A 13,259-nucleotide genomic window follows, 5' to 3' on the forward strand; every position below is an offset into this window, starting at 1 on the left:
GAGGCCCCCGTGACGCGTTACGCAAACCCGGGTTCGGAAGGTTCGCCCGTCCGCTTCAAGCCCCGCTACGACCACTGGATCGGCGGCGAGTACGTGCCGCCGAAGCAGGGCCGCTACTTCGAGAACACGACGCCGGTCACCGGGCAGCCCTTCACGGAGATCGCGCGAGGCACCGCGGAGGACGTGGAGCGGGCGCTGGACGCGGCCCACGCGGCCGCGCCCGCCTGGGGACGCACCTCGCCGGCCGAGCGCGCCACCGTCCTGAACAGGATCGCCGACCGGATGGAGGCGAACCTCGAAGCGCTGGCGGTCGCCGAGACCTGGGAGAACGGCAAGCCGGTGCGTGAGTGCCTGGCGGCCGACCTGCCGCTGGCCATCGACCACTACCGCTACTTCGCGGGGGCGATCCGCGCCCAGGAGGGCGGCCTGTCACAGCTCGACGACGACACCGTGGCATACCACTTCCACGAGCCGCTGGGGGTCGTCGCCCAGATCATCCCGTGGAACTTCCCGCTGCTGATGGCCGCCTGGAAGCTGGCGCCGGCGCTGGCCGCGGGCAACGCCGTGGTGATCAAGCCCGCCGAACAGACCCCGGCCTCGATCCACGTGTGGATGGAGCTGATCGCCGACCTGCTGCCGCCGGGCGTGGTCAACATCGTCAACGGCTTCGGCGTGGAGGCCGGCAAGCCGCTGGCGTCCAGCCCGCGCGTGGCGAAGATCGCCTTTACCGGGGAGACCACCACCGGCCGGCTGATCATGCAGTACGCGAGTGAGAACCTGAAGCCGGTGACGCTGGAGCTCGGCGGCAAGAGCCCCAATATCTTCTTCGACGACGTCTCGGCCGCCGACGACGACTTCCTGGACAAGGCGCTGGAGGGCTTCGCCATGTTCGCCCTCAACCAGGGCGAGGTGTGCACCTGTCCGTCCCGCGCGCTGGTGCAGGCCGGCCACTACCGCGACTTCATGGACGCGGCGGTGGCCCGCACCGAGCGGATCGTCCAGGGGCACCCGCTGGACACCGCGACCATGCTCGGCGCGCAGGCGTCCAACGACCAGTTGGAGAAGATCCTCTCCTATCTGGACATCGGCCGTCAGGAGGGCGCACGGGTCCTCACCGGCGGCGCCCGCGCGGAGCTGGACGGCGAGCTGGCGGGCGGCTACTACGTCCAGCCCACGGTCTTCGAGGGCGACAACGGCATGCGGGTGTTCCAGGAGGAGATCTTCGGTCCGGTGGTGGCGGTGACCTCCTTCGCCGACTTCGACGAGGCCGTCACGATCGCCAACGACACGCTGTACGGGCTGGGCGCGGGCGTGTGGACCCGCGACGGCAACACCGCGTACCGCGCGGGCCGCGCCATCCAGGCGGGCCGGGTGTGGACCAACTGCTACCACGACTACGCCGCGCACGCCGCCTTCGGCGGCTACAAGCAGTCCGGGATCGGCCGCGAGACCCACAAGATGATGCTGGACCACTACCAGCAGACGAAGAACCTGCTGGTCAGCTACTCCCCCAAGAAGCTCGGCCTGTTCTGATGGGTGCGCTGGAGCGACCGTCAGCCGACGACGGGGTGGAGCGGGTCGCGCTCACCGACGCCGCCGCGCGGCTGCTGCGACGGCTGAGCGACGCGCACGGCCCGCTGATGTTCCACCAGTCGGGCGGCTGCTGCGACGGCTCCTCGCCCATGTGCTACCCGCGCGGCGAGTTCCGCACCGGCGGCTCCGACGTGCTGCTCGGGTCGCTGACGGTGCGGGGCGTGCCGGAGCCGATCGGCTTCTGGATGGCCGCCGACCAGTTCGCGCGGTGGCGGCACACCCATCTGACGGTCGACGTGGTGCCGGGCCGGGGCAGCGGGTTCTCGCTGGAGGCGCCGGAAGGGGTGCGCTTCCTGATCCGCTCCCGGCTGCTGGCGGACGCCGACCCGGGCGCGGGCGGTACCGGCCCCGCGGACCGGACTCCCCGGCCCGGCCCGGCGGGCTAGCTCGCGTCCGCCAGCACCAGGGTGTGCAGCCGCTCGGGCGGCCCGGGGCGGGCGTAGTACCAGCCCTGGGCCGTGTCGCAGCCCAGCAGCCGCAGATGCTCGGCCTGCACCCCGGTCTCCACACCCTCGACCGTGACGGCGAGGTCGAGGGTGTGGGCCAGGGAGACGATGCCCTCGACGATCTTCACATCGACCGGGTCGGCGGGCGCGTGCTGCATGCCGCGCGTGAAGGAACGATCCAGCTTGAGGGTGCTGACGGGCAGCCGGCGCAGGTAGGACAGGTTGGAGTAGCCGGTGCCGAAGTCGTCCAGGGCGATGTCCACGCCCAGGTCGGCGAGCTCGCGCAGCGGCCGCAGCGCGTCCTCGTCCGCTCCGATCAGGTCGTTCTCGGTGACCTCCAGGCACAGCGCCGCGGGGCAGAGCCCGGCGTCCTCCAGCACGGCCACCGTGTCGGCCACCAGGGTGGGGTGGCGCAGCTGGCACGGCGACAGATTGACATTGACCCGCAGCTGCCCGCCGTCCGCGCCACAGCCGGCGTCGCTCCACGCACGGGCCTGCCGGGCGGCCTCCTCCAGCACCCAGTGGCCGAGCGGGACGATCAGGCCGGTGGACTCGGCGAGCGGGATGAACTGGTCGGGGCCGAGGACCCCGTGCACCGGGTGCAGCCAGCGCACCAGCGCCTCCGCGCCGCGCACGGTGCCGTCGGAGAGCCGGACCAGCGGCTGGTACTCGATGAAGAACTCGTGGTTCTCCAGGGCGGAGGGCAGCCGGTTGGTGAGGCTGTGTCGGGCGATGACGCGCGCGTTGGAGTCCGGGTCGGCGAGCTCGAAGCGGTTGCCGCCGGCGGCCTTGGCCCGGTACATCGTGATGTCCGCGCTGCGCATCACCTCGGCCCGGCCGATCTCCCCCGCACGGCCGTCGACCACGCCGATGCTGGCCCGTACCAGCAGTTCGCGCTCGTCGAGGGTGAACGGCTCGGCGAGCATGGCCAGCATCCGGCGGGCCAGCGCGATGGCGTCGGCCTGCGCGGTGGGGCCGGCGGCGAGCGCCACGAACTCGTCGCCGCCCGCGCGGGCGATCAGTTCGCTGGGCGAGGTCACACACGCCTGGAGGCGCTCGGCGACGGCTTGCAACAGCCGGTCGCCCACCGCGTGGCCGAGGCTGTCGTTGACCGCCTTGAAGCCGTCCATGTCCAGGTAGCAGACGCCGAAGCGCTCGGACTCGGCGTCGGCGGCCAGCGCCCGGTCGAGGTGCTCGAAGAACAGCGTGCGGTTGGGCAGCCCGGTGAGCGCGTCATGGGTGGCCTCGTAGTGCAGCCGCTGCTCCAGCAGCCGCTGCTCGGTGATGTCCTCCATCAGGGCGAGCTGGTACTGCGGCTTACCGCTGGAGTCGCGCAGCAGCGAGACCGAGAGGTTGGTCCAGATCACGCTGCCGTCGGGGTGGGGGTGCGGCTTGACGATGCGGAAGTGGTCGCGCTCGCCGCTGACGAGCTCCCAGTAGAGGTCCATGACGCCGGGCGCGTCCTCGGGGTGCACCCAGTCCAGGACGTTGCGGCTGCGCTGGAAGTACTCCCGGCCGCCGAACATCCGGGCCACGGCGTCGTTGACCACCAGCACCCGGCCGTCGAGGTCGGCGATGCCCACACCGATGGCCGCGCCCTCGAAGACCGCCTGGAACTTGGCCTCACTGGCGTGCAGCGCCTGCTCCGCCTCGGTCCGCGCGGCCCGCGCCAGCTCCTCCTGCTCGTGCCGGGTCCGGTCGCGCAGCTCGCGGACGAAGCCGGCGGCCAGCGCGTGCTGCAGCCGGGTGCACCGGGCCCGGCTCTCCTCCGAGCCCTGGGGCCGGTCCGGCGGGCAGTACAGCACCAGATACGCGTCGACGACGCCCAGGATCAGCGGCAGCGCGTCCGGCTCGGTGCAGTGCGCCTGCACCAACGCCGCGCCCACCTCGTGGGCCGGCCGCGGGTCGAACGGCTGTGAGCGCAGGGCCTCGCTCAGCCTGCGGGCCAGCGGCTCCAGGGTGCGCTCGAACTCGTGGAGCGGCAACGAGGTGGCGGTGGCGGGGTAGATGGCGCGGCTCCAGATCGCCGCGAACCGCTGGAGTCGTCCGTCGTCCGGATCGTCTCTGTCGTCCACCTCAATCGCCCCCACGCGTCTCGTAGTTCCCTCGCCTCTCGTAGTCGTGCCCCTGACGCCCCTAGTTCCCGAATGTGCCGACGTCATATCCCACGCCCCGCGATCAGCCGGGGCGAACCCGCCCGCCGGTACACGTCCCGCACTTCGTCGCTCACTTCCGCCGGCCGCGGACCGTCCGCGCCATCGAGGAAGTGGAGCACGACCACGACCGGCGGGGCAACCGGACGATCCCGATCCAGAGGTTCCATCAGTTCAGTGTCTCCAGCTCATCGGGGTGTTCTCGGGTCGGCGGCGGTACGCCGGTGATGAGCTGAGATTACTGATCGTCCGTTGGAATGGAAGAAGCAAACGGAAATCAACGGCCCGCATTCGGCCAGGGGTTACGAACAGACAACCGGTGATGACACGTCGTATCCCTTATCGCGGACCGGGGCGGCACGGCCCGTCGGTCGGGTCAGCGGATCCCGACCGAGGCCAGCGCCCGCTTCTGTGCCGCCGACGGCCGCGCCGGGAAATACAGATAACACACTCCGCCGGTCCCGGAGACGACCTTCCCCGAGGCGTTATAGCGCTTGGTGCGCAGCCAGATGTTCTCGAACTGACGGCGCTTGTAGACCCTCCGCACCGTGTCATTGCTGGCGCTCGCCGGATCATTGGCGATCACGTCACCGTGAGCTGTGAAACCGATTACGGTCAGCAAATGCCCGGCCGTGCCGTAACCCGCTCCGTCCAGTTCGGTCTTGAGGAAGGACTGGGACGTGATGAGCGGAATACCGACGCCGATGAGTCGCTCCGCGTCATTGAGCGAGCCGAGTCGGGTGACCACGCCCTGCAGATCGCGGTAGGTGGACGCGTAGGCGGCGTTGAACGGCCAGTTGCCGCAGCCCTCGTACTGATAGTCATAGGTGTATCGGGCGGCGTGGCACACCTGGGGATCGTCGTACGCGGGGTCGACCCAGGCCAGTTCCCGGGGTGTGGGCTTGCGCCCCCAGTACTCCACGATCATCTGCGAGGAGGTGGGGCTGCACCAGGCCTCGCCGCCGTTGTCGTACTCGGGGTACCGCCCGATGTGGACGTTCTGCGAGTAGCGCGGCACCACCAGCTCGCGCGCCGTCCCCTGGCCCGGCGTGGAGGCGGGCACCTCGAAGCGGTCCGGCACGTCGGAGGCCATCGCCCCGAGCCGCCACACGATCGGGGAGCGGTCGGTGTCCGGCGCCCGGTAGAGCGTGAGCCGCAGTTGGTACGAGACGAGCCGGAGCCCGCTCCCGGGGTCGTCGATCGCGAGCGTGTCGGTCGAGACGCCGCTGCGGCCGTCGCCCTGCCCGTCGACGGAGGTGCGCCGGATGGAGTCGGGGCCGTCGTGCGAGGCCCAGCGGCCCATCACGTACCAGGGCGTGACCTCGCCGTCCTGGTAGGCCGCCCGCATCTCGACCGCGAGCCAGGTGCCCGCGGGGGTGCGCGCGTTCCAGGACACGACGGCCTCGGTCGCGGGCGTGCCCAGGGAGTGCACCGGGGAGGTCCAGGTGGCGTACTCCCAGCGGGCCGTGGTGCCGGTGTGCGGATCGGTGTGGTCGATGACGCCGACCGGGCGGGCGATGGCCACGCCGGCGCGCGGGCCGGCCGAGACGCGGACGCCCTCCCAGGTGCCGCGGTGCCAGTCGGGCAGGCTGGTCCAGCCGTGGTACTCCACCTGGGGGACGACCTCCGGGTTGCCGGGGCGACCCGGCCGGTCACCCGGCACGCCGAGGGTGCCGGCGGCGGGCCGGGACACGGAAGGGGGGACCGCCGCGGCGGTGGAGGCCGAGCCCGCGGCCAACCCCGCCGCCGTGCCGAGGGCGGCGGCCAGCACGACGCGCCGCGGGGTGACGGCGGACGTGGACGTGGCCGCGGCGGGTGGCGTGGCGGACGTGGACGTGGCGGCGGATGCGGCGGGGGGCGTGGCGGCGAAGATGAACGTGGCCGCGGACGTGGCACCAGGCGGGGTGGTCGCGGCGGCACCGGACGGGGTGGCGGGGGCGGGAACCAACCCTTCCGCGGAGTCGGATACCGCGGCGGCTTCCGGCCCGCGCGGGGCGTCGGCCTCGGCGACCGCGCCGCTCGCGGGGCCGGGCACGGTGGCGTGTCCGGGCGACGCCCCGGGCCTCGTGCCCGGTCCCGTCCCGGGCCCGTTCCCCGGTCCGGTCTCTGCTCCGGTACCGCATCCGGTCATGGAGGTCCCCCAGTCGTCGTCCAGTGGGGCAGGGTGCGCGACAGTCGCACAACTATGGCCGCTGCGAGCGCCCTCCGGCCAGTGATTCCCCCGGCGCACCCGTATCAATATTGGATTAGACCATTGGCGTTTCCGTGGTACTCCCCTAGGGTGGGCCCGATGGACACGCTCAGCGCACTGGCGCGCCGGATCCGGGCCCTGCCACCCTCGTGCGGGCCGGTCCGACTGGTGGCCGTCGACGGACACGCCGGCTCCGGCAAGACCACCTTCGCCACCCGACTGGCCGCCGCGCTCGGCGGCGCGCCGGTGCTGCACACGGATGACTTCGCCACCCACGAGGAGCTCTTCGCGTGGGCGGGGCGACTGCGCGGGCAGGTCCTGGAGCCGCTCGCGCGGGGCGGCACCGCGCGGTACGCCGCGTACGACTGGGTGGCACGACGCTTCGCGGACGAGGTGCGCGAGCTGCGCCCGGCCCCGGTGATCCTGATCGAGGGCGTGGGCAGCGGCCGCCGGGCACTGCGCCCGTACCTCGCCCTCCTGCTCTGGATGGAGCTGCCCGCCGACGCCTCCTGGGCGCGCGGCGAACTGCGCGACGGCCCCGGCCTGTCCGACTTCTGGGAGGGCTGGCGGCGCGCCGAGTGGGCGCACTTCGCGGACGACCCCTCGCTGCCCTACGCCGACGCACGCGTACGGCAGGTGCGACGCACACCAGAGCCGGCGGAGGCCCCGGAGCCACCCGCGGAGCCCGTGGAACCCGTGGAACCTTCGGGAGCCGAGGGTTCCACGGGATCGGAGGGAACTGAGGGACCCGAGAGCCCTGAGGGGCCAATGGAGCAGGCGCGTCAGGAGGCGTATGAGGTACTGGAGGGGCGCGCGGTCGACCGCTGAGCGCCGGGTTCGCCCAAGCCGCCACCCAGGGGCGGACCTCACTAAGCGTGACGACCTGGACGGCGTGGCGCAGACTCCCCGTCCGACGCGCGGCGTGTGCCCCAACTCGGCTTGACCTGGGGGCCATACAGGTCTTACGTTCTCAATGTGCGACTCGTACGGGTCGCCCGACAACGCGAAGCCCCCGGTTGTTCCCCCGTGACCGGGGGCTTCGTTCTGCCCGCGATGAGCGATTCGAGCGCTTTGCGCCGCTCCTTCCTCACCCTCGGTCACCATCCCCTCGTGCCCCCGCCTCCCGTCGGCCCCCTGCCTTCCCCAGGGGGAGCGCGCCCCGGCGGCTCACACCCCTCCCGCACACCCCTCAACTCCCCTACGAACAGCAGTACGCCACCCTCGGCCCATGCCGCCTGCGCAGGTACGATGCGAATCGGTGCGGTCCGCCACGGGAAGCGGCGACGGCACCGGAACACTGGCCAATCCCCGGCCACGACACAGCGATTGGGCAGGGAAGGCGGCTGCCAGGCATCCGCCCGGCGGCACACCACGGGGGCACGGTTTGTGGGGGACGTGATGGACTTCGGCGCGCAGGGCTCACCGGCCCCGGCAGACCTCGCCTGGCTGCGTGGCGTCGACGCCTACACGATGGGCGCCTACGCACAGGCCGAGGACGAGTTCCGGACCGCGGTGCGGCACGACCCCGGCATGGCCGACGCCTGGCTCGGACTGCACGCGCTGCGGGCCGACACCGCGACCGCGCTGCTGCGCATGTACCGCCACCGCGACCGGTTCGGACAGCAGCGCAGCCGCCATGGCCGCACCCTCAACTCCTGGTACTGGCTGGGCTGGTGGGTACAGCCGGTGCTGGAGAGCGGCCGCGACCTGCTGCTCGCCCACGCCTCGCACTGGCTCGACGGGCGGCACGTCCCGGAGCTTGACCGGGCGCTGGCCGGCTGCCCACCGGTGGAGGCGGACCCGCAGGCGCGCTTCCTGCACGCCTGCCGGGCGTACCTGGTCAAGGACTGGGAGCAGCTGGTGCGGCACACCGAGCCGCTGATCGACGACCCGCTGCTGGGCATCGAGGCGGGGCTGTTCGGCGGCATGGCCCGGGTGCGGCTGGAGATGTACAGCCAGGCCGAGCCGCTGCTGTCCGCGGCGCTGATGCGGTGCCGCAGCGAGCAGCCGCAGCGCAAGGAGCTGCGCTACTGGCTGGCGCGCGCCCACGAGGGCACCGGACGCACCGCCGCGGCGCTGCCGCTGTACCGCGCGGTGCACCGTATCGACGCGACCTTCATGGACACCGCCGCGCGGCTGGCCGCGATCGCGGAGGGGGACGGCCTGGACGAGCCCGCCGACCTCGCCGCGGTGTCCTCCTTCGCCGGGGACGGCGCGAGCGCGCCCCCGGAGCCGGAGTCCGCCCCCGGTGCCACGGATCCGGGCGACGGCCGCGACCAGCGGGCCGGCTCCGGCACGGCCGGACTCAACGGCGCCACCGGCGGGGGCGGTACCGGCGGCGTCGGCGGTGTCGGCGCCGGGAACGGCGCTGGTCTGGCCGGCGGTCCGGCCGGCGGCGTCGGCGGCACCGGCGCGGGGCCCGAGGAGCCACCCCGCCTCGGAACCGGCGCCATGGACGCCGACGGCCCCCGGGAGAGGTCCCGCACCCCTGCCGAGCCACGGCCGCCCGACCCGGAGCTGCTGGAGAGCGCGCTGGCCGAGTTGGAGCGGATGGTGGGGCTGGAGCCCGTCAAACGGCAGGTGCGGGCGCTCTCCGCGCAGCTGCGCATGGCCCGGCTGCGGGCCGGCCAGGGCCTCCCGGTCCAGCCGCCCAAGCGGCACTTCGTCTTCTCCGGTCCCTCCGGCACCGGCAAGACCACGGTCGCCCGCATCCTGGGCCGGGTCTTCTACGCGCTCGGGCTGCTCGGCGGCGACCACCTGGTGGAGGCCGGCCGAGCCGACCTGGTCGGCGAGTACCTCGGCCAGACCGCGGTCAAGGCCAACGAGCTGATCGACTCCGCCCTGGGCGGGGTGCTCTTCGTCGACGAGGCGTACAGCCTCTCCAACACCGGCTACAGCAAGGGGGACGCCTACGGGGACGAGGCGCTCCAGGTCCTCCTCAAGCGCGCCGAGGACAGCCGCGACCGCCTGGTCGTCATCCTGGCCGGCTACCCCGAGGGCATGGACCGGCTGCTCGCCGCCAACCCCGGGCTCGGCTCCCGCTTCACCACCCGCGTCGACTTCCCCAGCTACCGCCCGCTCGAACTGACCCGGATAGGGGAGGTCCTGGCCGCCGAGAACGGCGACCGCTGGGACGAGGAGGCGGTCGAGGAGCTGCGCAGCGTCAACGGGCACGTCGTCGCCCAGGGCTGGATCGACGAGCTCGGCAACGGTCGGTTCCTCCGCACTCTCTACGAGAAGAGCTGCGCCTACCGCGATCTGCGCCTGGCGGGTTGGAGCGGCGTTCCCACCCGTGACGACCTCGCGACCCTCCGCCTCCCCGACCTCATGCAGGCTTACGGCGAGGTCCTCTCCGGCCGCGGCCCCCTGGACCCGCCCATCGCCTAGGGCCCGCGGCAGGACGACGGCGGCGGATCGCCACCGGTGATCCGTAGTACTCGGCCACGAGCCGGCCGTCGGACACACGGCGGCCCGCCCGGCCGGGAAGCGACCGGGCGGGCCGGTTGAGGACCGGTGCATCGGGCGGACCGGGCCGTCGACTATCCGCCGACGACCACACGCTCCTCCAGCGGCTCGCCTCGTGGCTCGGAGACGCGGCTCGCCGCCCCGTCCGCTCCCCGGTGGGAGGGGACGTGTGCCGGGTCGCGCACCTCGCCGACCAGCATCTCCAGGACGTCCTCCAGGGCAACGAGTCCCAGCACCCGGCCCGAGGAGTCCGCGACGGCGGCCAGGTGACAGGCGGCGCGCCGCATCACGGTGAGGGCGTCGTCCAGGGGCAGCTCCGCGCGGAGCGTCTCGATGGGACGCCATACGTGCTGCGGCACCGCACGCTCCGGGTCCTCCAGGTCCAGGACGTCCTTCACATGCAGATAGCCCATGAAGGCGCCGCGCGGCCCGCGGACCGGGAAGCGGGAGTAGCCGGTCCGTACCGTCAGCTCCTCGATCTGCCTCGGGGTGACGGCGGGGTCCACGGTGACCAGGCCGGCCGGGTCCAGGAGCACGTCCGTGATGGGCCGGCTGCCCAGCTCCAGCGCGTCGGCGAGCCGCTCGTGCTCGCCCGGTTCGAGCAGCCCGGCCTGGCGCGAGTCGGCGACGAGGTGGGTGAGCTGCTCGCTGGTGAAGACGGCCTCGACCTCGTCCTTGGGTTCGACCTGGAAGAGCCGCAGCACCAGCCGCGCCGCGGCCCCCAGCCCGGCCGTCACCGGGCGGCACAGCCGGGCGAAGCCGACCAGCCCCGGCGCCAGCCACAGGGCGGTCTTCTCGGGCGCGGCCATGGCCAGGTTCTTCGGCAGCATCTCGCCGATGACCAGGTGCAGACAGACCACGACCGCCAGGGCCAGCGCATAGCCCAGCGGGTGGATGAGCTGCTCCGGCAGGTGGACGGCGTGGAAGACGGGTTCCAGCAGCCGCGCCACGGTCGGCTCGGCGACCGCGCCGAGGGTCAACGAGCAGACGGTGATGCCGAACTGCGCCGCGGCCATCATCTGCGGCAGGTTCTCCAGCCCGGACAGCACCGTACGGGCGCGGGCCGAGCCCCCGGCGGCGTGCGGCTCGATCTGGCTGCGGCGCACCGACACCAGGGCGAACTCGGCGCCCACGAAGAAGCCGTTGGCGAGGACCAACAGCACGGCGAAGAGGAGTTGCAGGGCGCTCATCGGGCGGCCCCCGCGGAGGCCGGGGCGGAGGCGGAGTCCGGTGCCGCGTCGGGCGCGGAGGCCGGGCCGGAGACCCGTGCCGCGAACCGTGCGGATTCCGTACCGGCGTCCGAGAGCGGGGCCGGCGCCGGGGCGGCCGTCGTACGGACGATGCGCACCCGCTCGGCGCGGTGGTGCCCGACCTGTCGCACGGACAGCTTCCAACCGGGCAGCTCGGCGGTGTCGCCGGGGACGGGGATGCGCGCCAGAAGGTCCGCGACGAGTCCGGCGACGGTCTCGTACGGCCCGTCGGGCGCCTCCAGGCCGATGGTGCGCAGCGCGTCGACGCGGCAGCCGCCGTCGGCCTCCCAGACCGGGCGGCCGTCCTCGCCGGAGAGCTGGGTCAGATCGGGGTTGTCGGCGGCCTCGTCGTCGTGCTCGTCGCGCACCTCGCCGACGAGTTCCTCGACGATGTCCTCCAGGGTGACGACGCCCGCCGTGCCGCCGTACTCGTCGACGACGACGGCTATCGGCTGTTCGCTGCGCAGCCGCTCCAGCAGCGGCTGCACCGGCAGCGTCTCGGGGACCAGCAGCGGGGGGCGGGCGATGCGGCCGGCGGGGGTGCGCAGCCGCTCGTGGGCGGGCACGGCCAGGGCGTCCTTGAGGTGCACCATGCCGATCACCTCGTCCAGCCGCTCGCGATAGACGGGAAACCGGGACAGACCGGTCGCACGGGTGAGGTTGAGGACGTCCTGCGCGGTCGCCGTGGACTGGAGGGCGCTGACCCGCACTCGGGGGGTCATCACATGCTGGGCGGTCAGCTCGCCCAGCGACAGCGTCCGCACGAACAGGTCCGCGGTGTCCTGCTCGATGGCGCCGGCGCGCGCGGAGTGGCGGGCGAGCGAGACGAGTTCGCCGGGGGTGCGGGCCGAGGCGAGCTCCTCGGTGGGCTCCACGCCCAGGGCGCGCACCAGGCGGTTGGCGAAGGCGTTGAGGGCCGCGATCAGCGGCCGGAAGAAGCGGGCGAAGGCGTACTGGGGGCCGGCGACGAACCGCGCGACCTGCATCGGTCGGGAGACCGCCCAGTTCTTGGGCACGAGCTCGCCGATGACCATCTGGACGGCGGACGCCACCAGCATGCCTATGACGACGGCGACGCCGGGCACCGCTCCGCCGGGCACCCCGGCGCCGGTGAGCGGACCGGTCAGCAGATGGCCCAGGGCGGGCTCGGCGAGCATGCCGACGACCAGCGAGGTGATGGTGATACCGAGCTGCGTCCCGGAGAGCTGGAAGGAGAGCTCGCCCAGCGAGCGCGTGACCGCGCGGGCCCGGCGGTCGCCCTCGGCTGCGGCCCGCTCGGCCTCCGGTCGTTCGACCGTGACCAGGCCGAACTCGGCGGCGACGAAGAAGCCGTTGGCGAGGATGAGGACGAGTGCCGCGGCGAGCAGCAGAAGAGAGAGGGTGATGCTCATGCCGCCGCCTTCGGGCGAGCGGCGGCGCAGATACTACAGGACGAACCGTCCATCGTTGGAGGAAGTCACTCCTCTTGTCGCAGGAGCCCGGTGGTCGGGCGGGGCGCACGGTGCGCCTTGCGCAACAGAGTAATCAAGGAAACCCGAGGTACGGCAGAGTCATCGCTCCGGTTGCCCGGTCTTCGTCGAGGTCGTTCCCGTTCGCCGATCGGCACCCGCCGGGCGGCGCGGTGCGGCCGGCGGGGTTCGCGGGGCGCCTGACCGTGCGTCGACCGTCCGCTAGACGACCGCGCCCGGTCTGACCGGTCTCAGCGCTTCGGGCCGTGGCCCGTGCCGTGCTGCTCGACGAGCGCGCGCAGGGCGCGGGCGTCGTTGATGGCCTGTGCCTTGGCGATGCCGGGCTGGATGCCCATGGCGGCCAGGCTGGTGCCGTCCGAGAGGTCCAGCAGCACCCAGGGGTCGCCGGGCCGGAGGTTGACCCGCACCACCTCCGCCCAGGCCAGGCTGCGCTTGGAGGCGACGTTGACGACCGTCACGCCCTCGGTGTCGGCGACCACCTTGGGCCGGCTGAGCAGTACGAGCACGCTGAGGAACAGCAGGCCGGTGAAGACGAAGCTGACCTTCTCACCGGGGCTCAACCGGGAGAGCAGCAGTCCGGTCGCCGACAGGCAGACCGCCACGGCGACGCCGACGGTCAGCAGCACCAGCCGGGTGCGGGTGGGGCGGAAGGTGACCGGGAGCTCGGGAAGGGATGCGGGGGCGGACACGGC

The 13,259-nt window shown here is 72.9% G+C and carries 9 protein-coding genes; 4 read left to right on the forward strand and 5 right to left on the reverse strand.

Translation table 11 applies throughout. The features are described from left to right. The first annotated feature begins 9 nt into the window (after positions 1–9). Together adh and LRS74_RS05165 are read left to right on the forward strand one after the other, a co-directional pair. Entirely contained in the window at positions 10–1,533 is a 1,524-nt protein-coding gene (adh, locus tag LRS74_RS05160; protein ID WP_277739866.1) for an aldehyde dehydrogenase, read from the forward strand. After that, positions 1,533–1,979: a DUF779 domain-containing protein gene (locus tag LRS74_RS05165; protein ID WP_277739867.1), complete on the forward strand. Its 447-nt coding sequence runs from the start codon at positions 1,533–1,535 to the stop codon at positions 1,977–1,979. Before adh ends, LRS74_RS05165 begins: the two co-directional genes overlap by 1 nt. Here LRS74_RS05165 and LRS74_RS05170 read toward each other — a convergent pair. Both LRS74_RS05170 and LRS74_RS05175 read right to left on the reverse strand, forming a co-directional pair. Further along, positions 1,976–4,201 carry an EAL domain-containing protein gene (locus LRS74_RS05170; RefSeq protein ID WP_277739868.1) on the reverse strand — a complete coding sequence of 742 codons (2,226 nt, stop codon included), beginning with the start codon at positions 4,199–4,201 and terminating at the stop codon, positions 1,976–1,978. The genes LRS74_RS05165 and LRS74_RS05170 overlap by 4 nt on opposite strands. Before the next feature lie 367 nt (positions 4,202–4,568). Further along, the gene (locus LRS74_RS05175) at positions 4,569–5,963 is read right to left on the reverse strand and encodes a peptidase C39 family protein (RefSeq protein ID WP_277744607.1); all 1,395 of its coding nucleotides are present in this window, start codon (positions 5,961–5,963) and stop codon (positions 4,569–4,571) included. Between the two features lie 519 nt (positions 5,964–6,482). On the opposite strand from LRS74_RS05175, the gene LRS74_RS05180 reads away from it, so the two are divergent. Both LRS74_RS05180 and LRS74_RS05185 read left to right on the forward strand, forming a co-directional pair. Beyond that, complete coding sequence (locus LRS74_RS05180) at positions 6,483–7,211, forward strand: hypothetical protein (RefSeq protein ID WP_277739869.1); 729 nt, start codon at positions 6,483–6,485, stop codon at positions 7,209–7,211. A 570-nt stretch (positions 7,212–7,781) separates the two neighbouring features. Further along, positions 7,782–9,770 (forward strand): AAA family ATPase, encoded by a 1,989-nt coding sequence (locus LRS74_RS05185; RefSeq protein ID WP_277744608.1) that lies wholly within the window; start codon positions 7,782–7,784, stop codon positions 9,768–9,770. Between the two features lie 152 nt (positions 9,771–9,922). Here the strand turns inward: LRS74_RS05185 and LRS74_RS05190 are convergent, their stop codons facing one another. From LRS74_RS05190 to LRS74_RS05200, 3 genes are all read right to left on the reverse strand, one after another. Then, complete coding sequence (locus LRS74_RS05190) at positions 9,923–11,038, reverse strand: hemolysin family protein (protein ID WP_277739870.1); 1,116 nt, start codon at positions 11,036–11,038, stop codon at positions 9,923–9,925. Further along, positions 11,035–12,483, reverse strand: a complete 1,449-nt coding sequence (locus tag LRS74_RS05195) for a hemolysin family protein (protein WP_277744609.1) — start codon at positions 12,481–12,483, stop codon at positions 11,035–11,037. The genes LRS74_RS05190 and LRS74_RS05195 overlap by 4 nt, the downstream gene beginning before the upstream one ends. Positions 12,484–12,797: 314 nt before the next feature. After that, on the reverse strand, positions 12,798–13,256 hold the full coding sequence (locus LRS74_RS05200) for a PH domain-containing protein (RefSeq protein WP_277739871.1): 459 nt from the start codon (positions 13,254–13,256) through the stop codon (positions 12,798–12,800). Positions 13,257–13,259 lie beyond the last annotated feature (3 nt).

The organism is Streptomyces sp. LX-29 (assembly GCF_029541745.1).
GTDB lineage: Bacteria > Actinomycetota > Actinomycetes > Streptomycetales > Streptomycetaceae > Streptomyces.

Bases quoted from the DNA above. Each gene is read 5' to 3' on its own strand.
- LRS74_RS05165 (WP_277739867.1), top strand. From the start codon at position 1,533: ATGGGTGCGCTGGAGCGACCGTCAGCCGACGACGGGGTGGAGCGGGTC.
- LRS74_RS05185 (WP_277744608.1), top strand. From the start codon at position 7,782: ATGGACTTCGGCGCGCAGGGCTCACCGGCCCCGGCAGACCTCGCCTGG.
- LRS74_RS05180 (WP_277739869.1), top strand. From the start codon at position 6,483: ATGGACACGCTCAGCGCACTGGCGCGCCGGATCCGGGCCCTGCCACCC.
- LRS74_RS05170 (WP_277739868.1), bottom strand. From the start codon at position 4,201: ATGACGTCGGCACATTCGGGAACTAGGGGCGTCAGGGGCACGACTACG.
- LRS74_RS05190 (WP_277739870.1), bottom strand. From the start codon at position 11,038: ATGAGCGCCCTGCAACTCCTCTTCGCCGTGCTGTTGGTCCTCGCCAAC.